Annotated in this window: 23 protein-coding genes; 15 read left to right on the forward strand and 8 right to left on the reverse strand. The window is 73.0% G+C overall.

The window, feature by feature from the left end:
- Positions 1-1022, reverse strand: a 1022-nt coding sequence (locus C1J01_RS26925) for a LacI family DNA-binding transcriptional regulator (RefSeq protein ID WP_111181763.1), incomplete at its 3' end; no start/stop codon positions are given.
- Positions 1023-1369: 347 nt separating this feature from the next.
- Here C1J01_RS26925 and C1J01_RS26930 point away from each other — a divergent pair.
- Genes C1J01_RS26930 through C1J01_RS26970 form a run of 9 tightly spaced genes read left to right on the forward strand, consistent with a single transcriptional unit; the run spans position 1370 to position 11620 of the window.
- Positions 1370-2353, forward strand: a complete 984-nt coding sequence (locus tag C1J01_RS26930) for a substrate-binding domain-containing protein (RefSeq protein WP_220040112.1) — start codon at positions 1370-1372, stop codon at positions 2351-2353.
- Positions 2354-2395: 42 nt separating this feature from the next.
- Complete coding sequence (locus C1J01_RS26935; protein ID WP_220040113.1) at positions 2396-3448, forward strand: galactitol-1-phosphate 5-dehydrogenase; 1053 nt, start codon at positions 2396-2398, stop codon at positions 3446-3448.
- Between the two features lie 2 nt (positions 3449-3450).
- Entirely contained in the window at positions 3451-4956 is a 1506-nt protein-coding gene (locus C1J01_RS26940) for an FGGY-family carbohydrate kinase (RefSeq protein ID WP_111181765.1), read from the forward strand.
- Positions 4953-5894, forward strand: coding sequence for a sugar-binding transcriptional regulator (locus tag C1J01_RS26945; RefSeq protein ID WP_111181766.1), 942 nt, complete (start codon positions 4953-4955; stop codon positions 5892-5894). Before C1J01_RS26940 ends, C1J01_RS26945 begins: the two co-directional genes overlap by 4 nt.
- Positions 5891-7378, forward strand: a complete 1488-nt coding sequence (locus tag C1J01_RS26950; protein WP_111181767.1) for a sugar ABC transporter ATP-binding protein — start codon at positions 5891-5893, stop codon at positions 7376-7378. Before C1J01_RS26945 ends, C1J01_RS26950 begins: the two co-directional genes overlap by 4 nt.
- Positions 7375-8382, forward strand: a complete 1008-nt coding sequence (locus C1J01_RS26955) for an ABC transporter permease (protein ID WP_111181768.1) — start codon at positions 7375-7377, stop codon at positions 8380-8382. Before C1J01_RS26950 ends, C1J01_RS26955 begins: the two co-directional genes overlap by 4 nt.
- Positions 8375-9295, forward strand: a complete 921-nt coding sequence (gene deoC / locus C1J01_RS26960) for a deoxyribose-phosphate aldolase (RefSeq protein ID WP_235854700.1) — start codon at positions 8375-8377, stop codon at positions 9293-9295. The genes C1J01_RS26955 and deoC overlap by 8 nt, the downstream gene beginning before the upstream one ends.
- A 14-nt stretch (positions 9296-9309) precedes the next feature.
- On the forward strand, positions 9310-10734 hold the full coding sequence (locus C1J01_RS26965) for an aldehyde dehydrogenase family protein (RefSeq protein ID WP_220040116.1): 1425 nt from the start codon (positions 9310-9312) through the stop codon (positions 10732-10734).
- Positions 10727-11620 carry an aldehyde dehydrogenase family protein gene (locus C1J01_RS26970; protein WP_235854701.1) on the forward strand — a complete coding sequence of 298 codons (894 nt, stop codon included), beginning with the start codon at positions 10727-10729 and terminating at the stop codon, positions 11618-11620. The genes C1J01_RS26965 and C1J01_RS26970 overlap by 8 nt, the downstream gene beginning before the upstream one ends.
- A 7-nt stretch (positions 11621-11627) precedes the next feature.
- Here the strand turns inward: C1J01_RS26970 and C1J01_RS26975 are convergent, their stop codons facing one another.
- Positions 11628-12572, reverse strand: a complete 945-nt coding sequence (locus C1J01_RS26975) for a GlxA family transcriptional regulator (RefSeq protein ID WP_111181772.1) — start codon at positions 12570-12572, stop codon at positions 11628-11630.
- 166 nt (positions 12573-12738) lie between these two features.
- On the opposite strand from C1J01_RS26975, the gene C1J01_RS26980 reads away from it, so the two are divergent.
- Positions 12739-13146 carry a DUF6010 family protein gene (locus C1J01_RS26980; RefSeq protein ID WP_111181773.1) on the forward strand — a complete coding sequence of 136 codons (408 nt, stop codon included), beginning with the start codon at positions 12739-12741 and terminating at the stop codon, positions 13144-13146.
- On the opposite strand, the gene C1J01_RS26985 is transcribed toward C1J01_RS26980, so the two are convergent.
- From C1J01_RS26985 to C1J01_RS27005, 5 genes are all read right to left on the reverse strand, one after another.
- Entirely contained in the window at positions 13147-14049 is a 903-nt protein-coding gene (locus C1J01_RS26985; RefSeq protein ID WP_220040114.1) for an alpha/beta fold hydrolase, read from the reverse strand. It lies immediately after the preceding gene.
- A gap of 177 nt (positions 14050-14226) precedes the next feature.
- Positions 14227-15315, reverse strand: a complete 1089-nt coding sequence (locus C1J01_RS26990) for an LLM class flavin-dependent oxidoreductase (RefSeq protein ID WP_111181774.1) — start codon at positions 15313-15315, stop codon at positions 14227-14229.
- Positions 15312-16283: an ABC transporter substrate-binding protein gene (locus tag C1J01_RS26995; RefSeq protein WP_111181775.1), complete on the reverse strand. Its 972-nt coding sequence runs from the start codon at positions 16281-16283 to the stop codon at positions 15312-15314. The genes C1J01_RS26990 and C1J01_RS26995 overlap by 4 nt, the downstream gene beginning before the upstream one ends.
- Positions 16280-17026, reverse strand: coding sequence for an ABC transporter ATP-binding protein (locus C1J01_RS27000; protein WP_111181776.1), 747 nt, complete (start codon positions 17024-17026; stop codon positions 16280-16282). The genes C1J01_RS26995 and C1J01_RS27000 overlap by 4 nt, the downstream gene beginning before the upstream one ends.
- Positions 17002-17817 (reverse strand): ABC transporter permease, encoded by an 816-nt coding sequence (locus C1J01_RS27005; protein WP_111181777.1) that lies wholly within the window; start codon positions 17815-17817, stop codon positions 17002-17004. The genes C1J01_RS27000 and C1J01_RS27005 overlap by 25 nt, the downstream gene beginning before the upstream one ends.
- A gap of 143 nt (positions 17818-17960) precedes the next feature.
- Here C1J01_RS27005 and C1J01_RS27010 point away from each other — a divergent pair, with 143 nt between their 5' ends.
- From C1J01_RS27010 to C1J01_RS27030, 5 genes are read left to right on the forward strand one after another with little or no spacing between them, the layout of a single operon-like run.
- The gene (locus C1J01_RS27010; protein ID WP_181448987.1) at positions 17961-19469 is read left to right on the forward strand and encodes an ABC transporter substrate-binding protein; all 1509 of its coding nucleotides are present in this window, start codon (positions 17961-17963) and stop codon (positions 19467-19469) included.
- Positions 19469-20434: an ABC transporter permease gene (locus C1J01_RS27015; RefSeq protein ID WP_111181778.1), complete on the forward strand. Its 966-nt coding sequence runs from the start codon at positions 19469-19471 to the stop codon at positions 20432-20434. Before C1J01_RS27010 ends, C1J01_RS27015 begins: the two co-directional genes overlap by 1 nt.
- Positions 20431-21243 carry an ABC transporter permease gene (locus C1J01_RS27020; protein ID WP_220040115.1) on the forward strand — a complete coding sequence of 271 codons (813 nt, stop codon included), beginning with the start codon at positions 20431-20433 and terminating at the stop codon, positions 21241-21243. The genes C1J01_RS27015 and C1J01_RS27020 overlap by 4 nt, the downstream gene beginning before the upstream one ends.
- A complete protein-coding gene (locus C1J01_RS27025) occupies positions 21240-22031 on the forward strand; it encodes an ATP-binding cassette domain-containing protein (RefSeq protein WP_111181779.1) in 792 nt (263 codons plus the stop codon). The genes C1J01_RS27020 and C1J01_RS27025 overlap by 4 nt, the downstream gene beginning before the upstream one ends.
- A complete protein-coding gene (locus tag C1J01_RS27030) occupies positions 22028-22819 on the forward strand; it encodes an ABC transporter ATP-binding protein (protein WP_111181780.1) in 792 nt (263 codons plus the stop codon). Before C1J01_RS27025 ends, C1J01_RS27030 begins: the two co-directional genes overlap by 4 nt.
- A gap of 18 nt (positions 22820-22837) precedes the next feature.
- Here C1J01_RS27030 and C1J01_RS27035 read toward each other — a convergent pair.
- A partial coding sequence (locus tag C1J01_RS27035) for an ABC transporter ATP-binding protein (protein ID WP_146615732.1) occupies positions 22838-23618 on the reverse strand: 781 nt, incomplete at its 5' end.

Here is a 23618-nt window from a genome sequence, read left to right on the forward strand (position 1 = left end):
GCGCGGGGGTGGATTTCGGGGGCCGGCGGGGTGTGGCTGCCCTCGGTCGGCATGCCCATCTCGGACAGGAGGAGCCGGCCGCAGACGCGGCCCAGTTCGACGGGGTCGGTGGCGATGCTGCTGATCGGCGGGTTCCACATCGCCGACTGGTGCAGGTCGTCGATGCCGAGCACCGCGCAGGGCGCGGCCTCGGGCGTGCCGAGGCGCAGGGCCTTGGCCAGGCCGTAGGCCACGTTGTCGCTGTGGCACAGCACCCCGTCGGGCGGCGGCCCGGCCTGCAGCAGCTCGGCGGCGCGGCGGCAGGCGGCGTCGGCGGTGGCGTCCAGTGGTTGCGACCAGGCCGCGTCCCATTCGGCGCCGGCCTCGGTGACCGCCCGCCGGAAGCTGTCCATGCGGCCGACCCGCGGCGAGGCCAGCGGGTCGCCGCCGAAGTAGGCCACCCGGCGGCAGCCGTGCACGGCGGTCAGGTGCTCGGCGCCGAGCCGCCCGATGGCCGCCTCGTCGGTGCCGACGAACGGCAGGTCGACGCCGTCGATGCGGCGCAGCAGCAGCACCGTCGGCAGGCCGCTCTGGCGCAGTCCGGCGAAGTCGTCCGCCGTCGAGGTCAGGGCGGGGATGGTGACCACGCCGGCCGCCCGGTGCCCGACCAGGGAGCCCAGGATCTGCCGTTGCAGGCCGACCCGGTCGACGGTGTTGGCGATCATGACGAAGAAGCCGACCTCGCCGAGCACCTCCTGCACACCCAGCGACACCTCCGCGACGAACGGGTTCATCACGTCGGGCATCACCAGCCCGACCAGGTCGTTGCGCTGGGTCCGCAGGTTGGCGGCGGCCTGGTTGTAGATGTATCCCAGCCGCTCGGCCTCGGCCAGCACGGCGCTCCTGGTGGCCTCCGAGACCAGCGGGCTGTTGCGCATCACCAGCGAGACGGTGGCCCGGGACAGGCCGAGCGAGTTGGCCACGTCGATCATGCGCACCCGGCGCACTCCGGGCCGATCGTCCTGCCGCCGGTCCTCCTGCACGCGCCACCTCCCCCGCGGGCCCGTATCGCATGATCACCATGTGATCGGCGGCCTCAGGATAGCCGGACCCCTGCCGGTGTCAACGACGGTCGCTCTCCTCGCCGCCGCGGACCCCTACACCATCGAGCCCCCTGGGCGGACACGGCGGTCCAGGCGGCCGGGGGATCACCCGAACGCCCGCGAGGGCCGCACAACCGGCTTCACCTGCGGAAACTCACGGGGCCACCCCAAGCCCCGGACGATCACTCTCCGCATTCTGCTCATATGAGCAAATTTCGGCTCAAGTGTTGCGCCCAGGTTAAAACCCGACTTACGGTGCGTTACCTACGTCACATGCGGAGGCCCATATGCGTGCATTCCGGTCACTCACCATCCCATTCCTGCTGGTCAGCCTCATGTCCGCCTGCTCGGTGTCCACCACTCCCGGCGGGACCACCCAAGGCGCGGGACAGCAGGACGACGGCCCCATCGCCGTCGGATTCAGCCAGGCGACCCAGCAATCCCCCTTCTACGTCCAGCTCCGCGAGGGAGCCGAGGCCGCCGCCAAGCAGGCCGGCGCCGAGCTCTACTTCGCCGACGCGGGCGGCGACGTCACCAAGCAGAACAACGACATCCAGGACCTCATCACCCGCCAGGTCGACGTCCTGCTCATCAACCCGGTGGACCCCCAGGGCGTGCAGCCCGGCATCGCCGCGGCCAAGGCGGCCGGCGTCCCGGTCGTGACCGTGGACCGGCCGGTGCCCGAGGGCGCGGTCGCGCACGTCGGGCGCGACAACAAGGCGATGGGCGCGCTCGTCGGCGAGCGGCTCAGCAAGCAGCTCGGCCCGGACGGCGGCAAGGTCATCGAGATCCGCGGCGACGCCGGCGGCGCCGTGGCGCGCGACCGCAGCGCCGGCTTCCACGAGGCCGTGGCGGCCAACCCCAAGATCAAGATCGTCGAGGGCCCGTACTCGGACTACGTGCGCTCCAAGGCGGTCACCGCGATGCAGGACCTGCTCCAGGTCCACCCCGACGTGGCCGCCGTCTACGCGCACAACGACGACATGGCGCTCGGCGCGCTGCAGGTCCTCAAGGAGAACGGCAAGGACAAGGTCCTGGTCGCCGGCGTCGACGGGCTCATGGAGGCCGTCAAGCAGATCCCGGCCGGCCAGTACGTGGCCACCGCCCTCAACGACCCGATCTCGCTCGGCACGAAGGCCGTCGAGACGGTGCTCAAGGTCCAGAAGGGCGAGAAGGTCCAGCCCTCCATCGACGCGGGCACCGCGCTGGTCGACACGGACAACGCCGCCGAGTACGTCGGCTCCGGCGAGTTCGCCCAGGCGGCCCAGTAGTCGCGGGGCGCCCGGAAGTCACGAGGCACAAGGAGAAGAAGGATGCCGGAAACCATGAAGGCCGCGGTGCTGCACGCCCCCGGCGACATCAGGGTCGAGCAGGTGCCCGTGCCCGAGCCCGGCCCCGGCGAGGCGCTCGTCAGGGTTGCGGCCTGCGGGGTGTGCGGTTCGGACATCCCGCGCATGTTGCACGCGGGGGCCTACCACTTCCCGATCATCTGCGGCCACGAGTTCTCGGGGCACGTCGTCCGGCTCGGCGACCGCGTGGCCGCCGCCGGCCGGGTACGCGAGGGCGACCTGGTCACCGTGCCGCCGCTCATCCCGTGCCACGAGTGCGCCCCCTGCAGCCAGGGCCACTTCAGCCTGTGCATGAACTACGGGTACTTCGGCAGCCGCAGGGACGGGGCGTACGCGCAGTACGTCACCGTGCCGGAGGAGAACCTCATGGTGCTGCCCGCCGGCCTCGACCCGCGGGCCGCCGCCATGCTCGACCCGGCGGCGATCGCGCTGCACGCCCTGTGGCGCACGAACATGCGCGGCGGCCGCCGCGTGGCGGTGGTCGGAGCCGGTCCCATCGGGCTGTTCGCCGTGCAGTGGGCCAGGATGGCCGGGGCGTCCGAGGTGCTCGTGATCGAGCTGAACGACCAGAAGGCCGCCATGGCGACCGAGGCCGGCGCCACGCACACCGCGACGAGCGCGCAGGAGGCCGCCGAGCCGGCCGGCGACGGCTACGACGTGGTGATCGAGTCCGCGGGCGTGCCCACCACGATCGACCAGGCGGTGAGCCTGGTGGCCCGGCACGGCGAGGCGGTGTTCATCGGCATCCCGCACGAGCCCGTGGTGCTGCCCAAGTCGACCTTCGGCTCGTTCCTGCGCCGCGAGGTCACCCTGCACGGCGCGTGGAACTCCTTCTCGGCGCCGTTCCCCGGGGAGGAGTGGCGGGTGGCGGCCGGGGCGCTGGCCTCGGGCGACCTGGCGTGGAAGTTCATGATCACGCACGAGCTGGGCCTGGACGCGCTGCCCGAGACCATGGTGAGCCTCGGCGAGCGGTCGATCTTCAGCTCCAAGGTCCTCTTCCTGCCGAACGAGGAGTGACGATGACTGCTTTCCTCGCCCTCGACCTGGGAACCGAAGGCGCGCGGGCGGCGGTCTACAGCGTGACGGGTTCGCCGATGGGGGCGGGCGACGACGCGTACCCGACGCGTTTCCCCCGGCCGGGCTGGGCCGAGCAGGACCCGGACGACTGGTGGCGGGCGAGCGTGCACGCGGTGCGCAAGGCGCTCGCCCAGGCGGGCCACCCGCCCATCGCCGGGGTTGCGGTGGCGACCACGGCCTCGACGGTGGCCGTGCTCGACCGGCACGGGCGCCCGCTGCGGCCGGCGCTGCTGTGGATGGACTGCCGGGCGGGTGAGGAGTCGGCGCTGACCGCGCGGGCCGGGCACCCGGTCCTGCGCTACTCCGGCGGCAGCGACGCGGTGGAGTGGCTGGTGCCCAAGGCCATGTGGCTGGCCCGCCACGAGCCCGAGACCTACCGGGCCGCCGCGCACGTCACCGAGGCGGTGGACTACATGGTGTGGCGGCTCACCGGCCGCTGGGCCGGCTCGCGGATGAACGCGGTCTGCAAGAGCAACTACGACCCGCGCGGGGCGGGCTTCCCGCACGATCTGTACGAGTCGCTCGGCATCGGCGACCTGGGCGGCAAGCTGCCGGACGAGATCGTGCCGGTCGGCGACCCGGTCGGCCCGCTCAGCGCCGAGGCCCGCGAGGAGCTCGGCGTCACCGGCCCGGCCGTCGTCGCCTCCGGCGGGATCGACGCCCATCTGTCGCTGCTGGCCGTCGGCGGCGCGCCACCGGGCCGGGTGTCGATCGTCTGCGGCACGTCGAACGCGTTCGTGACGGAGATCGACGAGCCGGTCTTCCCGCCGACCGTGTGGGGGCCGTACCCGGACGCGCTGCACGAGGGCCGCTGGCTCGTGGAGGGCGGACAGGTGAGCGCGGGCTCCGTGCTGGCCTGGGCGGGCGAACGGCTCATCGGACGGCCCCGGGCGGATCTCGGCGGGCTCATCGAGGCCGCGGCGAAGCTGCCGCCGGTCGACCACGGCCTGATCGTCCTGGACTACTTCATGGGCAACCGCACGCCGCTGCGCGATCCGCGCCTGCGGGGCGCGGTGCTCGGGCTGACCCTGGGCAGCTCTCCCGAGCAGGTCTACCGGGCGGCCGTGGAGGGCGTCGCGTACGGCACCCGCCAGGTCCTCGACTCCTTCACCGAGGGCGGCGTCCCCGTGGACGAGGTCTTCCTGTCGGGCGGCATCCGGCACAACGAGCTGTGGCTGCAGACGACCGCCGACGTGCTGGGCCGGCCGGTCCACCTGGTCGCCGGCGACAACCTCACGCTGCGCGCCTGCTCGGTGCTGGCCTCGGTCGCCTCCGGCCGGCACGCCTCGCTGGTGGAGGCGGCGGCGCAGTACGCGCCCCGCGTTCGCACGGTGGAGCCGGTCGCCGCGCACGCGCGGGCGTACCGCGACGGCTACGCCGACTACCGCGCGGCGGGCGCCGCCACGGCGGAGATCTCCCACCGGCTGAGCGAGAGGTCCGGCTCATGACCGATGAGGACCAGCTCTACCAGGTGGCCGTCCGCTACTACGAGGGCGGCGAGACGCAGGAGCAGATCGCGCACGCGCTGCACCTGACCCGCTGGAAGGTGGGGCGGATGCTGGCCGAGGCGCGCGAGGTGGGCATCGTCCGGATCGAGGTGCTGCATCCGCGTTCGCGGGTGCACGGCCTGGAGCGTTCCCTCAAGGAGCGGTTCGGCCTGCGGGACGCCATCGTGGTCGCCAACGGCGGCGACGGCGACGACGAGCAGGTGCGCGACCGGGTGGCCGCGGCGGGCGCCGACCACCTGATGGAGCTGCGGCCCGTGCCCCGGCTGATCGGCGTCTCCTGGGGGCGCACGCTCGACCGGCTGGCCGGCGGGCTCACCCCCGGGTGGGCCACGGGCGTCAACGTGGTGCAGATCAACGGCGCGCTGAGCAGGTCGCGGCAGCCGACCAGCGCCCACAGCATGGCGAGCCTGATCGCCCACCGCGGCGGCGGCACCGCGACGCTGCTGCCGGCGCCGGCGATCCTGGAGCAGGAGAGCACCAGGAAGGCGCTGGAGAGCGACCGGTCCGTCTCCGACGTGCTGGCGCTGGCCACCCGGGCGGACCTGTTCCTGTTCAGCCCCGGCGGCATGGGCAGCGACTCGGTGCTGGTGGACTCCGGCCAGATCGACGCGGCCGACCTGGCCAGGCTCCGGCGCGTCGGCGCGGTGGGCGACGTGCTGGGCCGCTTCATCGACGCGCGCGGCCGGATCGCCGACCCCGGGCTGGACCGGCGCACGCTCGGCCTCTCCCTCGACGTCCTGCGCTCGGCCACCACCTCCGTCGCGCTGGTCAGCGGCGAGGCGAAGCGGGCGGTGTGCCGGGCCGTCGTGACGAGCGGCCTGTGCGACGTGCTGATCGTCGACGACCAGAACGCCACTCACCTGCTGGAGGAGCCATGACCGAACGGCTGCGCATGACCGGGATCGTCAAACGTTTCCCCGGCACCGTCGCCCTGGACGGCGTGGAGCTGAGCGTCCTGCCCGGCGAGGTGCACTGCCTGCTGGGCGAGAACGGCGCCGGCAAGAGCACCCTCATGAAGATCCTGGCGGGCTCGTACCAGCCGGACGAGGGGACGATCCTGCTGGACGGCCGGCCCTTCAGGCCCGCCACCCCGCACGCGGGGCTGGCGGCCGGCATCGCGGTGATCTACCAGGAGCTGGACCTGCTGCCCGACCTCACCGTGGCGCAGAACCTGCTGCTGGGCCGGGCGCCGCGGCTGGGCCCGTTCGTGCGGCGGGGGCGGCGGGCGCGGCTGGCCCGCGAGGCGCTGGACCGGGTCGGCGCGGCCTTCCCGGTGACCGCGCGCGTCAGGGACCTGCCGATCGCCGCCCAGCAGCTCACCGCGATCGCCAAGGCGCTGACCGCCGACGCGCGGGTCATCGTCATGGACGAGCCGTCCGCCACCCTCAGCGAGAGCGAGCTGCGCGCCGTCTTCGACGTCATCCGCTCCCTCACCGCCGAGGGCCGTTCGGTGATCTTCATCTCGCACCGGATGGAGGAGGTGATGGAGATCGGCGACCGCGCCACGGTGCTGCGCGACGGCCGTACGGCGGGGGTCTACGACCTGGCCTCGACCGGCCGTGACGAGATCGTGGCGGCGATGATCGGCGAGGCCAGGGAGCTCGTGGGCGCCACCGGCCGTCCCGCGCCCGAGGGCGAGCCGCTGCTCAGCGTGGAGCGGGTGCACGTGCCGGGGCTGATCGACGTACGCGGGATCGACGTGCGGCCGGGCGAGGTCGTCGGGCTCGCGGGGCTCGGCGGCGCGGGACGCACCACCCTGCTGCGCGCGCTGTTCGGCGACCTCAAGGCGCAGGTGACGGCCCGGCTGGACGGCCGCCCGCTCAAGGTCCCCGGCCCGGCCTCCGCCGTGCGCGCGGGCCTGGCGCTGGTGCCGGAGAGCCGCAAGGAGCAGGGGCTGATGCTCGGGCTGTCCGTGAGCCGCAACGCCGCCATCAGCGCGCTCGGCCGGCCGCCGTGGCTGCTGCCGGGCCGGCTCGGGCGGCGGATCACCGAGCCCGCGCTCGCGAGCCTGGGCGTCAAGGCCGCCGGGCCGGCCCAGCCCGTGGGCCAGCTGTCCGGCGGCAACCAGCAGAAGGTCGTGCTGGCCAAGTGGATCACCCGCGGCGGGATCAGGGTCCTGCTGCTGGACGAGCCCACGCGCGGCCTCGACGTCGGCGCCAAGGCGGACCTGTACCGGCAGGTGCGCCACCTCGCCGACCAGGGCGTGGCCGTCCTGCTCGCCAGCAGCGAGCTGAATGAGCTGACCGCCAACGCCGACCGGATCCAGGTCCTGTACGAGGGCCGCAACGTCGCGTGCTTCGACCCCCGGGTCAGCCCGGAGAGCGTCATCGCGCACACCGTCATCACAGGAGCCACACCATGACCGCATCCATCGGATCCACGGTGACCGCGACCGCAGGCAAGGACGGCGCCGCCCGGTCGCGCCGCGGCGCGGACCTGATCGTCAAGTCGAACCTGCTGCTGGTCTTCCTCGCCCTGTGCGTGGTGGCGTCGCTGCTGGCGCCGCAGTTCCTGACCGGCCGCAACATCGCCAACCTGCTGCAGCAGTCGTCGCTGACCGGGATCGTCGCCATCGGCATGACCATGGTGGTGCTGACGGCGGGCATCGACCTGTCGGTGGGCAGCGTGGCCGCGTTCGGCGGCATGACCATCGCGCTGCTCATGGCGGCGGGCGTGCCGGTCGTGCCGGCGATCCTGGTCAGCGTCGCGGCCGGCGCGGTGTTCGGCGCCTTCATGGGCGGCCTGTCGGCCTATCTGTCGCTGCCGTCGTTCATGACCACGCTGGCGGGTTTGACCGCCGTGCGCGGGCTCACGTACCTGCTGACCGACGGCAAGCCGGCCGAGGCGAGCGGCTCGGAGGCGTTCCAGCTGCTGGGCGGCGGGTTCATCGGGTACGTCCCGATCGTCGGGATCATCTTCGTGGCGATCACCGTGCTGGCCGCCGTGGTGCTGCGCGGCACCACGTTCGGCGAGTACGTCTACGCGGTCGGCAGCAACAAGGAGGCGGCGCGGCTGTCCGGCCTGCCGGTGCGCGGCCTGATCACCACGGTGTTCGCGGTGTCCGGCGCGCTGGCGGCGCTGGCCGGGGTGCTGCTGACGTCCCGCCTGACGGTGGGCCAGCCCACCGCGTTCAACGGGCTGGAGCTGGACGCGATCGCGGCGGTGGTGCTCGGCGGCACCAACCTGTTCGGCGGCCGGGGCGGCGTGTTCGGCACGTTCGTCGCGGTGCTGTTGCTGTCGGTGCTGCGGAACCTGTGCAACCTGCTGGGCCTCGGCTCCTTCTTCCAGATGGTGGTGACCGGCCTGATCCTGCTGGTCGCCCTCGTCCTCAACATGCTCATCGAGAGGCGTGGCGCTCGTGCCTGACACCATCCCCGGCTCGTTGCGGGCCTACCTGCACGGACTGCCCGGCGTCGACGAGGTCGGCGTCCGCCGGCGGGCCGCCGACCTGGCCACCCGGTCCATCAAGACGACGGCCAAGCGCGCGGCGCTCGACCTGGCCGTCCGGATGGTCGACCTGACCACCCTGGAGGGGGCGGACACCCCGGGCAAGGTGCGCGCGCTGGCCGCCAAGGCCAGGCGGCCCGACCCGGCCGACCCCACCGCTCCCCCGGTCGCCGCGCTGTGCGTGTACCCCGACATGATCGGGGTGGCCGCGCAGGCGCTGGCGGGCAGCGGGGTCGGCCTCGCCTCGGTCGCCACCGGGTTCCCGGCCGGGCGCACGCCGCTGGAGGTCAAGCTGGCCGACACCCGGGCGGCGGTGGCCGCCGGCGCGACCGAGATCGACATGGTCATCGACCGGGGGGCGTTCCTGGCGGGCGACTACGGCAAGGTCTTCGACGAGATCACCGCGGTGAAGGCCGCCTGCGGCGAGGCCCACCTGAAGGCGATCCTGGAGACCGGCGAGCTGGTCACCTACGACAACGTACGGCGGGCGTCGTGGCTGGCGCTGCACGCCGGGGCCGACTTCATCAAGACCTCCACCGGCAAGGTCGCGCCCGCCGCGACCCTGCCGGTCACCCTGGTCATGCTGGAGGCCGTCCGGGACTACCGGGCCGCCACCGGACGGCAGGCGGGGGTGAAACCGGCCGGCGGCATCCGCACCGCCAAGGATGCGATCCGCTACCTGGTTCTCGTCAAGGAGATCGCCGGGGACGACTGGCTGGACCCGGCGTGGTTCCGGCTGGGCGCCTCGACGCTGCTGAACGACCTGCTCATGCAGCGCACCAAGCTCGGCACCGGCCACTACGGCGGGCCCGACTACTACACCATCGACTAGGGAGAGGCGTGGAGATCTTCGAGTACGCCCCCGCGCCGGAGTCACGGTCCATCGTGTCCATCCGGCCGTCGTACGACCTGTTCATCGACGGCGAGTTCGTCGAGGCCAAGAGCGGCGAGCGCATCGTCACGGTCAACCCGGCCGACGAGGAGCCGCTGGCCGAGGTGGCCGCCGCCGGCGAGGCCGACGTGGAGCGCGCGTTCGCCGCGGCGCGGCGGGCCTTCGAGCGGGTGTGGTCGCCCCTGCCGGGCGCCGAACGCGGCAAGTATCTGTTCCGGATCGCGCGGATCATCCAGGAACGCGCCCGCGAGCTCGCCGTGCTGGAGTCGCTGGACAACGGCAAACCGATCAAGGAGACCAGGGACGTCGACCTGCCGCTGGTCGCGGCCCACTTCTTCTACCACGCCGGCTGGGCCGACAAGCTGGCGCACGCGGGGCTCGCCTCGACCCGCCCGCTGGGCGTGGCCGCGCAGGTCATCCCGTGGAACTTCCCGCTGATGATGCTGGCCTGGAAGGTCGCTCCCGCCCTCGCCACCGGCAACACCGTGGTGCTCAAGCCCGCGGAGACCACGCCGCTGACGGCGCTGGCGTTCGCCGAGATCTGCCAGGAGGCGGACCTGCCGCCCGGCGTGGTGAACATCGTCACCGGCGCCGGCGACACCGGCCGGGCCGTGGTCGCGCACCCGGACGCCGACAAGGTCGCCTTCACCGGCTCGACCGAGGTGGGCAAGCAGATCGCCCGCGCCGTGGCGGGCACGGGCAGGCGGCTCACGCTGGAGCTGGGCGGCAAGGGCGCCAACATCGTCTACGAGGACGCGGCGCTCGACCAGGCGGTCGAGGGCATCGTGTCCGGGATCTTCTTCAACCAGGGCCACGTGTGCTGCGCGGGCTCGCGACTGCTGGTGCAGGAGTCGATCGCCGAGGAACTGCTGGCCCGGCTGCGTGCCAGGATCGAGCGGCTGCGCCTCGGCGACCCGCTGGACAAGAACACCGACATCGGCGCGATCAACTCGGCCGCGCAGCTGGCCAGGATCCGCGAGCTCGCCGCCGCCGGCGAGGCGGAGGGGGCCACGGGCTGGTCGCCGTCGTGCCCGATCCCGGAGCGCGGCTACTGGTTCCCGCCGACGGTGTTCACCGGCGTCACGCAGGCGCACCGGATCGCCCGCGAGGAGATCTTCGGGCCGGTGTTGTCGGTGCTCACCTTCCGCACCCCGGAGGAGGCCGTCGTCAAGGCGAACAACACGCCGTACGGGCTGTCGGCCGGGGTGTGGACGGAGAAGGGCTCCCTGATGCTCTGGACCGCGAGCCGGCTGCGCGCCGGCGTGGTGTGGTCCAACACCTTCAACGTGTTCGATCCGGCCAGCCCCTTCGGCGGCTACAAGGAGTCCGGGTACGGCCGCGAGGGCGGCAGGCACGGGCTGGAGGCTTACCTTGGCTGACATCCCATCGCACATCCCATCGCGCATCCCATCGCGCATTCCCGTGCGCAGGACGTACAAGCTCTATGTCGGGGGCGCGTTCCCGCGCTCGGAATCAGGCAGGTCGTATCCCGTGACGTCGTCGGCAGGAGTCCATCTCGCCAACGCCGCGCTGGCCTCCCGCAAGGACGTGCGCGACGCCGTGGTGGCCGCGCGCAAGGCGTTCCCCGGCTGGTCGGGGCGGACGGCGTACAACCGGGGGCAGATCCTCTACCGGATCGCCGAGATGATGGAAGGCCGGCGGGCCCAGTTCGCCGAGGAGGTCGCCGCGGCCGAGGGGGTGGGCGCGGGCCGGGCTCAGGCGATCGTGTCGGCGGCCGTCGACCGCTGGGTCTACTACGCCGGGTGGGCCGACAAGTTCGGTCAGGTGCTGGGCGGCGCCAACCCGGTGTCCGGCCCGTACTTCAACCTGTCGGAGCCGGACCCGACCGGCGTCGTGGGCGTCTTCGCGCCGCCCGGCTCGCCGCTGCTCGGGCTGGTCTCCGTGCTCGCCCCGGTGATCACCGCCGGCAACACGGCGGTGCTGGTGGCGAGCGAACGCGCCCCGCTGCCGGCCGTCACGCTGGCCGAGGCGCTGGCCACCTCCGACCTGCCGGCGGGCGTTGCCAACATCCTGACCGGCCGCCTGGCCGAGCTCGCCCCGCCGCTGGCCGGCCACGCCGACGTCAACGCGCTCGACCTGACCGGCGCGGGCGGCCTGGCGGCCGAGCTGGAGGCGCTGGCGGCGACCACCCTGAAGCGGGTGCTGCGGCCCGGCCAGGACGACTGGGCCGACCCGGACCCTGGGCTGTCGCGCATCAGGCCGTTCGTGGAGACCAAGACGGTCTGGCACCCGATCGGCCGCTGACCGCCGCTCAACGAGAGCGGAAGGAGGAGCGGTAGGACTGCGGGGTGACGCCGACGACGCGTTTGAAGCGTTCGCGGAACGCGGTGGCCGAGCCGAAGCCGGCCTGCGCGGCGACGCGTTCGACGCCGTGGTCGGTGGTCTCCAGCAGGAGCTGCGCCCGTCGTACGCGGGCGCGCAGCAGCCACTGCAGCGGGGTGGTGCCGGTCTGCTCGCGGAAGCGGCGGCTGAAGGTGCGCTCGCTCATGCCGCCGCGCCTGGCCAGCTCGGCCAGCGTGACGTCCTGGTCGAGGTTGTCCTCGATCCACGACAGCACCGGCTCCAGCCGCGACCCCTGCGGGACGGGCGGCCGGGCGTGGCTGATGAACTGCGCCTGGCCCCCCTCGCGTTCCAGCGGCATCACCGACAGCCGGGCCGAGTCGGCGGCGACCGCGGAGCCGAAGTCGCGCCGGACCAGGTGCAGGCACAGGTCGAGCCCGGCGGCGGCGCCCGCCGAGGTCAGGATCCGGCCGTTGTCGACGTAGAGGACGTCCGGCCGCACGTCCACCCGCGGGAACATCCGGGCCAGCCGCCCGGCCGCCGTCCAGTGCGTGGTCGCGCTCAGCCCGTCGAGCAGCCCGGCCGCGGCGAGCGTGAACGCTCCCACGCAGATGGAGGCGATCCTGGTGCCGGCGGCCGCGGCCGCGCGCAGGGCGTCGAGCACCTCGGGCGGGGGCGGGGCGGCGCCCTCGGAGCAGCCCGGCACGACGATCGTGCCGGCCTCGCGCAGCGCCTCCAGGCCGTGCGGCGCGACGAGGGTGAAGGTGTCGCTCGCCACCTGCGGCGCCGCCGCGCAGACCAGGACGCGGTACGGCCGGCGCCCGTCGGCCAGCCGGGTTCGCCCGAACACCTCGACCGGCGTCGCCAGGTCGGCCGCCACCACATGGTCCAGAGCCAGGACCGCCACCGTGTGCATGAGGACACCGTAGGCGCCCGGCCGGAGACGGCCGCGGGAGATGGCGGGAACCCGTGGGAGATTGTCGTTCCAGCCCATGGGAGACCGCGGACGGCCGCACTAGCGTGGCGCCCGCGCCGCGGGAACGCGGCGCGGACCGACCACCTCAGAACGGATGCCGCACCCCATGTCCATCGTCATGCCGATCGTCATCGGACTGATCTGCGTCTGCCTCCTCTCCCTGATCCCGGAGCCGCACCGGCGGCAGGTCAACGCCGTGCTCGTCGCGGGCGCGGGCGCCGCCTACCTCAGCGGAGGGGGGCTCGGGTACGCGGAGTTCGTCCTGCCGGTCGTCATGACCTATGTCGCCTACCGGGGCCTGAACAGCTGGACGTGGATCGGCGTCGGCTGGCTGCTCCACACCGCCTGGGACGTCGTGCACCATCTCCAGGGCAGTCCCATCCTGCCCTTCGCCGAGCACTCCTCCTTCGGCTGCGCCGTCTGCGACCCGGTGGTGGCGCTGTGGTGCTTCGCGGGCGGCCCGCCGGTCCTCGGGTGGCTGCGCCGCCGGCCCGCCGGGGACGCCGCGGCGTGATCAGAGCGGGGGGCGCCGCCCGCTCAGGAAGGGCAGCACGACCTCGGCCACCTCGTCCGGCACCTCCTCGGCGAGGTCGTGGCCGGCGGCGAAGACGTGGCCGGTGACGTCGTGGGCGAGCAGCCGCATCTGGGTCTCGTTCCGCTCGCCGATGAACGCCTCGCCCCCGAGCGCCAGCACCGGGATATCCAGCTTCGTCCGCGCCGCCTGCCGGTTCTGCTCGGCGTCGACGAGCATCGCGCGGTAGATCGCCAGCATCGACCGGATGCCGCCGGGCATGGAGTAGCAGCGCACGTACTCCTCGAGGGCGTCCGGGGTGGCGGTGTCCGGATGGACGCGCTCGTTCTTGATCATGTACGTGATGAGCTCGCGCTCGTGCCCGGCGATCAGCATCTCCGGCACGTCCGGCTGGAAGTAGAAGCCGAGGTGCCACAGGAACAGCCCGCCCGAGACGTTCTCAACGGTCAGGGCGGTGTGGTCCTCGAAGCCGAACCCGGGGAACAACGCCTCGGCGAACACCAGGGCGTCGACGCGGTCACGGTGCCGGGCGGCCAGCTGGTAGCCGATCACCGCTCCCCAGTCCTCGCCCATCACGCTGTAGGAGTCGTGGCCGAGGTGGGCCATCAGCGCGGCGATGTCGTCGCTCATCGTCGCGGAGTCGTAGCCCTGCGCGGGATGGTCGGAGTCGCCGAGGCCGCGCAGGTCCGGCACGACGACGGTGTGCCGCTCGGTGAGCCTCGGCACGAGGCACCGCCAGTGGTAGCCGGTCTTGGGCACCCCGTGCAGCAGCACGACCGCCGGCCCGGAATCGGCCGTGCGGTAGTGCAGCCTCGTCCCGTTGACGGCGGCCCGGCCGGTGCGTGCGGGCTCTCCACGGTGATCGGAGATCACGGAGATCGTCATCACAGGCCCCCTGAGAGTGCTCTCTTTTGGTTACTTGAAAACCGTAGGGGAGTAAGCTCTGACGTGGAAGAACGCACTTTTCGGTGAGGGAGGCACCTCGTGGAACCCGCCGCCACCTCGACCACATCGAGGCGTCCCGGCGCCGCTTCGACGGCTCGCAGACGAGCCGGACGAGCCTCAGCGGGTGAAGCGGGGCAGGACCCCCTCGCCGAACCAGTACGCCTCCTCCAGGTGCGGGTAGCCCGACAGGACGAACTCCTCGACGCCCAGCGAGGCGTACTCCTCCACCAGCTCCGCCACCCGGGCATGGCTGCCGACCAGGGCCGTGCCGGCCCCGCCGCGCACCAGCCCGACGCCCGCCCACAACCCGGGGTGGATCTCCAGCGAACGCACGTCGCCGCCGTCGAAACCGGCGTGCAGCGCCAGCATGCGCTGCTGCCCGACCGACGAGCTGCGGCCCAGCACCGTACGGGCGCGGGCGATGTCGGCGGGGTCGATCGCCGACAGCAGCCGCTCGGCCTCGGCCCAGGCGGCGGCCTCGGTGTCGCGGGAGATGACGTGCAGCCTGATCCCGAAGCGCAGCTCCCGGCCCTCGGCCGCGGCCAGCTCCCGCATCCAGGCGATCTTCTCGGCGACCTGCGCGGGCGGCTCGCCCCAGGTGAGGTAGACGTCCACGTGCCGGGCCGCCACCGGCCCCGCCGCGGGCGACGAGCCGCCGAAGTAGACGCGCGGCAGCGGGTCGGGCGGGATCGAGACGGTCGCGCCGTCCACGTGGTAGTGCTCGCCCTTGAAGTCGTACGGCGTGCCGCTCCACGCGCCGCGCACGATGCCGAGGAACTCGTCGGTGCGCGCGTAGCGCTCGTCGTGCGACAGGTGGTCGCCGAAGCGGCGCTGCTCGGCGTCCTCGCCGCCGGTGACGACGTTCAGCAGCAGCCTGCCGCGTGACATGCGCTGGTACGTGGCGGCCATCTGCGCGGCGAGCGTGGGCGACAGGAAGCCGGGCCGGAAGGCGACCAGGAACTTCAGCCGTTCGGTCTCGCGGGTCAGCGCGGCGGTGACGAGCCAGGCGTCCTCGCACCACGTGCCGGTGGGCGTGAGCACGGCCTCGAAGCCGAGCTGCTCGGCCGAGCGGGCGACCTGCGCGAGGTATTCGATGTCGGGCTCGCGGAAGCCGCCCCGGTGGCCGTGGTCACGGGTCAGGCCGTGACCGCCGCCGACGAGCTGCCTGCTGTCTCCGTTCGTGGGCAGAAACCAGTGGAACTTCACTGTGCTCCCTCGTTGTACCTGGGGTCGGTGATGTCGGCGATCCGGACGGTGCCGGGGATCAGCCCGGCTTCGGCGAAGGCGTCGGCGACCTGCTGTTCGCGGGCGATGACGTCGGCGTCGAGCTCGAGGTCGGTGTAGCGGTTGCGCGGCACCGCCATGGCGATGACGTCCTGGGGCAGCCCGGTGAGCCGGGCGTAGACCTCGCCCCATTGCGTGGGGTGGTCGTTGGCCCAGGTGTGGGCGCGGCGGACGCGGGCCACGAAGTCGCCCAGCGCCTTGGCCCTGGCGGGTTCGTCCAGGGCGTCGGTCGCGGCGATCTGGAACTCGAATCCGTTGGCGTACCCGGTGGCGTCCGCCAGGATGCGCGCGCCGATCTGGTGCTGCGCCTGGGCGGTGTACGGGTCCCAGATCGCCCACGCGTCGACGCGGCCCGTGGACAGCGCGGCCAGCGCGTCGGACGGCTGCAGGTACTGCGGGCTGACGTCGGTGAAGCTCAGCCCGTTCTTCTTCAGTACGGCGAGCAGGTGGAAGTTCGCCGAGCTGCCCTTGGCGACCGCGATCTTCTTCCCCTTGAGCGCGGCGACGGTCGTGATGGCCGAGCCGGACGGCACCACGACGGCCTGCCCGCCGAGCCCCTTCTCCGACACCCCGATGATGGTGATCTTCGATCCGGCCGCGGCGGCGAAGACCGGCGGTGCGTTCCCCACGGTGCCGAGGTCGAGCGAGCCGGCGTTGACGGCCTCCAGCATCGGCGGCCCGGAGGTGAACTGCGACCACTCGATCTCGTACGGCAGGTTTTCGAGTTGGCCGGAGGCTTCGAGCAGGGCCTGCATGCCGGTGCCCTTCTGGTCGCCGACGCGCAGCGTCACCCGGCCGCCGTCGGCCGCCCCTGCCGCGCCTCCCGATCCGCCGCAGGCCGCCGCGCAGGCGAGCACGACGGCGAGCGCGAGGGCTCTGATCCTTCTCACGCGGTCTCCTCCGGGTCGACGCCGAGCCGCCGCAGCAGGCCGGCGCGCAGGGCGACGAGGTCGTGGTGGTCGCGATGCCGGGGCCTGGCCAGGGGCACGGCGCTCTCGTGGGCGATGCGGCCCCCGTCGAGCACGAGCACCCGGTCGGCCAGCAGCAGGGCCTCGTCCACGTCGTGGGTGACGAGCAGGACGCCGGGCCGGTGGCGGGCCCACAGGTCGACGACGAGCCGGTGCATGGAGATCTTGGTGAGCGCGTCCAGCGCGCCGAACGGCTCGTCCAGCAGGAGCAGGCCGGGCTCGCGCACCAGGGCGCGCGCCAGTGAGACGCGCTGCGCCTCGCCGCCGGACAAGGTCAGCGGCCAGGCGTTCAGGTGCTCGGTGAGCCCGACCTCGGCCAGCGCGGCACGCGCCCGCCCCACGGGGTCGGGGCCGCGGAGCCCGAGCGCGACGTTGGCGAGCACCCGCTTCCACGGCACCAGCCGGGGCTCCTGGAACGACACCGCCACCGTCGTGGCCACGCCGATCTCGCCGCGCGCCTCGCGGTCGAGCCCGGCCAGCACGCGCAGCAGCGTGGACTTGCCCGAGCCGCTGCGGCCGAGCAGCGCCACGAACTCGCCGGGCGCGATGTCGAGGTCGACGCCGCCGAGCACGCGCCGGTCGCCGAAGCTCCGGGTCAGGCCGCGTACGGTGGCCGCCTGCCCGGCGGCCGGCTCCGCGCTCAGCCGAGCAGCCCGCGTCGCCATGCCAGCGCCCTCCTCTCCAGCAGCCGGACGAGCCCGTCGGTGACGAGGCCGAGCGCGCAGTACACGAGCAGGCCGACCACGATCACATCGGTGCGCAGGAACTCCCGGGCGTCGTTGATCATGTAGCCGAGGCCGGAGTCGGCGTTGACCTGCTCGGCCACGATGAGCACCAGCCAGCCCACGCCCAGGCTCTGCCGCAGGCCCACGAGCACCTGCGGCAGCGCGCCCGGCAGCACGACGTGCCGGATGAGCTCGCCGCGGCTCAGCCGCAGCACCTCGGCGACCTCGGCCAGCTTGGCGTCCACTCCCCTGATCCCGGCGAACGTGTTGAGGTAGAGCGGGAACGCCACCCCGAGCGCCAGCAGCGTGACCTTGGGCGTCTCGCCGATCCCGAACCACAGGATGAACAGCGGGATCAGCCCGAACAGCGGCAGGGCCCGCAGCATCTGCATGGGCGGGTCCACGGCGTACTCCCCCAGCCGGCTGAGCCCCGCGACCAGCGCGAGCCCGACTCCGGCGAGCGCGCCGAGGGAGAACCCGGCGGCGACGCGGCCCAGCGAGACGGCCAGAGCCTCGGGCAGCGTCCCGGAGCTCACGAGGTCGAGCGCGGTGGCGGCGACGACGGAGGGGGCGGCGAGCAGGCGCTCCGGCAGCAGCCCCGTGGAGCTGGCGAGTTGCCAGAGCACGAGCAGCGCCAGCGGGCTGACCAGCCGCCGGCCGGTGCCGGGGAGACGCCATCGGACGGGCGCCGCGCGGGACGCCACGGGGAGGTCGAGCTCAGTGGAGGCCATGCCGCCATGCTGCGCGGGGATTACCCTTAAAGTCAATAGGGATTGTCTGGAATCTGCGCCTGCTACCGTCCGTCGTGCGACAAGCGTGGTTTGTGAGGAATGGGAGGTATAGTCCACTAAACCTACTGAGTTTTTATGGAGTGATGGTGACCAGCAAGTTCGCCGGGGTGATGGCCGCCCTCGCCCTCGTTCTCGCCGCGTGCGGATCCGGAGGCGGCGAGTCCGGCGGCGGTCCGGCCAGGACGCCCGACGCCGGCGCGACGATCGAGATCGGCTCGCTGTACGAGCCGCAGAACCTCGACAACACCGCCGGAGGCGGCCAAGGCGTGACGGAGGCCTTCAACGGCAACGTCTACGAGGGCCTGTTCAAGCTGACCGACGACGGCAAGGTGGAGAACCTGCTGGCCGAGGGGTACGAGGTCTCCGACGACGGCCTGACCTACACCTTCAAGCTCCGCCAGGGCGTGAAGTTCCACTCCGGCAAGGCGCTGACCGCCGCCGACGTGAAGACCAGCATCGAACGGGTCATCTCCGACGACTCGCAGTCGGCGCGCAAGAGCAGCCTCACGGCGATCGACTCCGTCGAGGCGCCCGACGACGCCACGGTCGTGGTCAAGCTGTCGAGCCGGTCGATCTCCCTCGTCTACAACCTCAGCTACGTGTGGGTCGTCAACGCCGAAGGCAAGGACCTCACGACGGGCGAGGACGGCACGGGGCCGTACACGCTGGAGAACTGGAAGCGCGGCTCCACCCTCAGCCTGAAGCCCTTCCCCGGCTACTGGGGCACGGCGCCCGCCAACGGCGGCGTGGTGTTCCACTACTTCACCGACGCCACGGCGCTCAACAACGCCCTGATCACCGGGGCCGTGGACATCGTCACCAGCCAGCAGAGCCCCGACGCGCTGGCGCAGTTCGCCGGCAACCCCGACTACAAGATCAGCGAAGGCCACTCGACGACCAAGCTGCTGCTCGCCTTCAACGACCGCAAGGCGCCGTTCGACGAGCCGCTGGTGCGCAAGGCCGTCTCCTCGGCCATCGACGACGCCAAGCTGCTGGAGTCGGTCTGGGCCGGTCACGGCAGCGTGATCGGCTCGATGGTGCCCCCCACCGACCCGTGGTACGAGGACCTGACCTCGGTCAACCCGTACGACGTCGAGCTGGCCAAGCGGCAGCTCGCGCAGGCCGGGTACGCCGACGGCTTCCGGTTCACACTCGACACGCCCAACTACGACCCGCACCCGACGGCCGCCACGTTCATCAAGAGCGAGCTGGCCAAGGTGGGCATCACGGTCGACATCAACGTCATCACCGCCGACGAGTGGTACACCAAGGTGTACAAGAACCACGACTTCGCGGCGACGCTGCAGGAGCACGTCAACGACCGCGACGTGGTCTGGTACGGCGACCCCGACTTCTACTGGGGTTACGACAACGAGCAGGTCACCGACTGGATCGAGCAGGCCGAGCAGGCCAAGACCGCCGAGGAGCAGACCGAGCTGCTGAAGAAGGCCAACCGGCAGATCGCCGAGGACGCCGCCAGCGACTGGATCTACCTCTACCCGCAGATCGTCGTGGCGGCCTCGAACCTGTCGGGCTACCCGGTCAACGGCCTGAACTCGCAGTTCTACGCCTACGGGATCAAGAAGGGCTGATGGCGCGCTATCTGCTGCGCCGTACCGCCTTCCTGCTCGGGTCGCTGCTGGCGGCGGCGGCGCTGCTGTTCGTGCTGCTGCGGCTGCTGCCCGGCGACCCGGCGAACGCGCTGCTGTCCGTCGGCGCCACGCCCGAGCAGATCGCGGCGGCGCGCCGGCAGATCGGCTCGGACCTGCCGCTGCTGGAGCAGTTCGGCTCGTGGCTGGCCGGGCTGGCGCGGCTGGATCTCGGCACGTCGTTCGTCAGCAGGCTGCCCGTCGGCCCGGAGATCGCCGCGCGGCTGGTGGTGACCGTGCCGCTGACGCTGCTGGCGTTCGCGCTGGCGGTGGTGATCGCGCTGCCGGTCGGGTTCGTCGCGGCCTGGCGCTCCGACCGCTGGTACGGGCTCGTGCTGAACGGCGTCTCGCAGCTCGGCATCGCGGTCCCCGCGTTCTGGATCGGGATGTTGCTGGTGACCGTGTTCGCGTTGCGGCTGCGGCTGCTGCCGGCGGGCGGGTTCCCGCGTGACGACTGGGCCGAGCCGGGCAGGGCGCTGACCTCGCTGGCGCTGCCAGTCGTCACGATCGCGCTGGTCATGTCGGCCTCGCTGATCCGCTACGTGCGCTCGGCCACCCTCGACGTGCTCGGCAGCGACTACCTGCGCACGGCCCGGGCGCTCGGCTCGTCGTTCGCCGGCGCCATGTGGCGGCACGGGCTGCGCAACGCGGCGGTGCCCGTCGTGTCGATCCTCGGCATCGAGCTGGCCACGACGTTCCTCGGCGCGGTGGTGGTGGAGAGCGTGTTCACGCTGCCGGGGCTCGGCACGATGCTGGTCGAGGGCATCGCCGAGCACGACTATCCGGTCATCCAGGGCGTGCTGGTGGTGAGCACGTTCGCGGTGCTGGTGATCGGCTTCGCCGCCGACCTCGTCCAGCGGCTGATCGACCCGCGGCTGCGGGCCCACGTGGGCGGAGGCCGTCCGTGAGGGGCCGGCCCGCGTTCGTGATCGGGTGCGTGCTGGCCGGGCTGATCCTCGCCATGGCCGCGGTGTCGCTGGTCTGGCTGCCGTACGATCCGTCCGACACCACGGGCGGGCGGCTCGCGCCGCCGGGCGGCGGACACCTGCTGGGCACCGACAAGCTGGGCCGCGACCTGCTGACGCAGCTCATGGTCGGCGCCCGCATCGCGCTGACCGTCGGCATCGGCTCCGTGCTGCTCGGCGCGGTGCTCGGGGTGACCGCCGGGCTGCTCGCCGGGTTCGCGAGCGACTGGCTGGACGACGCGCTGTCGGCGGCGCTCGACATCCTCATCGCGTTCCCGACGCTGCTGCTCGCCATGCTGGTGGTGGCCGCGCGCGAGGCGTCGCTCGGGTCGGCGGTGCTGGCGATCGGGCTGGCCATGTCGGCGATCGTGGCCCGGCTGACCCGGGTGCTGGTCAAACGCGTGCTCGCGCAGGACTACATCACGGCCGCGCGCACCTCGGGCACGTCGTGGCCGCGCGTCGTGATCGAGCACGTGCTGCCGAACATCTGGCCCACGCTGCTCGTCAACCTCTCGCTCCAGCTGGGGCTGGCCGTGCTGGCCGAGGCGTCGCTGTCCTACCTCGGCCTCGGGCCGCCGCCGCCGAACGCCTCGTGGGGCCGGCTGCTGCAGGAGGCGCAGGCCACCGTGCTGACCGCGCCCCTGGGCGCCGTCGCGCCCGGCGTGCTGCTCGTCGTCCTCGTGGTGGGCGTGAACCTGCTGGCCGACGGCTTCCGCGACCTGGCCGACCCGACGCGCAGGAGGAGCCGATGACGCTGCTGGACGTCGCCGGCCTGTCGGTGCGCCGCGCCGACGGCCGCGACCTGGTGCGCGACCTGTCCTTCACCCTCGGCCCCGGCGAGCGGCTCGGCCTCATCGGCGAGTCCGGCTCGGGCAAGTCGCTGACCGCGCTGGCCGTCATGGGGCTGCTGCCCGCGGGCATGACCGCGCACGGCAGCGTGCGGCTGGCCGGGACACAGGTGGTCGGCGCCCGCGACAAGGAGCTCGACCGGGTGCGCGGACGCACGGTCGGCGTGGTCTTCCAGGAGCCGCTGACGGCGCTGGACCCGTTGATGCGCGTCGGCCGACAGATCGCCGGGCCGCTCGGCCGCCGTCGCGGGCTGCGCGGCGCGCCGCTGCGCGCCGCCGTCGCCGCCGCGCTGGACGAGGTACGCCTGCCGGAGAGCCTCGCCCGGGCTTACCCGCACGAGATCTCCGGCGGGCAGCGGCAGCGGGTGGCCATCGCCATGGCGCTGGCGTGCGAGCCCGAGGTGCTGATCGCCGACGAGCCCACCACGGCGCTGGACGTCACGGTGCAGGCCGAGGTCCTCTCGCTGCTGGACCGGCTGGTCGCCGAGCGGGACATGGCGCTGCTGTTCATCAGCCACGACCTGGCCGTCGTCGCGGACGTGGCCGACCGGGTGATCGTGCTCAAGGACGGCTCCGGCGTGGAGTCGGGAAGGACGCGTGACATCGTGCGCGAGCCCCGCCACCCGTACACCCGCGCGCTCGTGGACAGCGCGCGGGCGCTGGAGGGCGCGCTGGATCGGCTGGCGCCATGACAGGGGGAACGGAGGTGCTGGCGGCGCGCGAGGTGGGCTACGCCTACCGCGGCGGCCCCCCGGTGCTGCGGGACGTCTCGGTCGCCGTGACGGCGGGGCGCAACCTGGCGCTGGTCGGCGAGTCGGGAGCGGGCAAGACCACGCTGCTGCGGCTGCTGCTGGGCCTGGCCAGGCCGACGGCCGGTGAGGTGCTGTTCGACGGCGCCCAGCTCGCTCCGCGCGACCGGGCGTTCCGGCGGGCCGTGCAGCCGGTCTTCCAGGACCCGTACTCCTCGCTCGATCCGCGCCAGCGGGTCGGCCGGATCGTCTCCGAGCCGCTGCGCTCGCTCGGTCTGCTGTCCGGCTCGCGGGCGGACCGGCGCGAGGAGGCCGCCGGCCGGGTGGCCGAGGCGTTGCGCTCGGTCGAGCTGCCCGCCGACGCGGCCCGCCGGTACCCGCACGAGTTCTCCGGCGGTCAGCGGCAGCGCATCGCGATCGCCCGGGCCATCGTGTGCCGGCCGCGTGTGCTGCTCGCCGACGAGCCGGTCAGCGCGCTCGACGTGTCGACGCGGGCGCGTGTGGTGGAGCTGCTCGCCGGTCTGGCGGACGGCCACGGCCTGACGGTGGTGGTGGTCTCGCACGACCTCAGCCTGGTGGCCGCGCTGTGCGCCGAGACGGCCGTCATCGAGCGCGGGCGCGTGGTGGAGCAGGGGGCGACGGCGGACGTGCTCGGCTCCCCCGCGCACCCGTACACGCGCCGGCTCATCGCGAGCGTCCCCCGCCTCAGCCACGCCACGCGGCTGCGCTGACGGGTGCGTTCCCCGGCCTCAGCCGGGCCAGGCGGCCGCGCTGACGGGTGCGGGCACGGCCGCGGCCAGCGCCCGCGTGTACGGGTGGCGGGGCCGGGTGAACACCTCCTCGGCGTCGCCCTCCTCCACGACCCTGCCGTCCTTCATGACCAGGACCCGGTCGGCGACGTGGCGGACGACGCCGAGGTCGTGGCTGATGAACATCATCGCGGTGCCGTCCTCGGCCTGGATGTCGGCGAGCAGGTCCAGCACCTGGGCCTGGATGGAGACGTCGAGCGCGGAGACCGGCTCGTCGCAGACCAGGACGCCGGGACGGGGGCCGAGGGCCCGGGCGATGGCGACGCGCTGGCGCTGGCCGCCGGACAGCTCCCTGGGGTGCCGGGCGGCCGTCTCCGGGGGCAGCCCGACCCTGGCCAGCAGGTCGAGGACGCGGGCGCGGCGTTCGGCCCTGGGCAGGCGCAGCGGTTCGGCGACCAGGCGGCCGACGGTGTGGCGCGGGTCGAAGGAGTCGAGCGGGTTCTGGGAGATGATCTGGATGCCCGGCCGCAGGGGGCGGCGTTCGCGTTCCCGCAGGCGGCTCCATGGCCGCCGATGCAGGGTGACCTGTCCGGCGTCGGGTTCGAGCAGCCCGAGGGCGAGGCGGGCGAGCGTCGTCTTGCCCGATCCCGACTCGCCGACGACGCCCAGGGTCTCGCCGCGGTGGAGGGTGAAGGAGACCTCCCGTACGACGTGCCGCGTGCCGTACGAGCGGACGAGCCCGGCTCCGGCGAGGACCTGCGCCGACAGGTCGGGGGCGGGG

The organism is Nonomuraea aridisoli (assembly GCF_003236395.1).
Taxonomy (GTDB): Bacteria; Actinomycetota; Actinomycetes; order Streptosporangiales; family Streptosporangiaceae; genus Nonomuraea; species Nonomuraea aridisoli.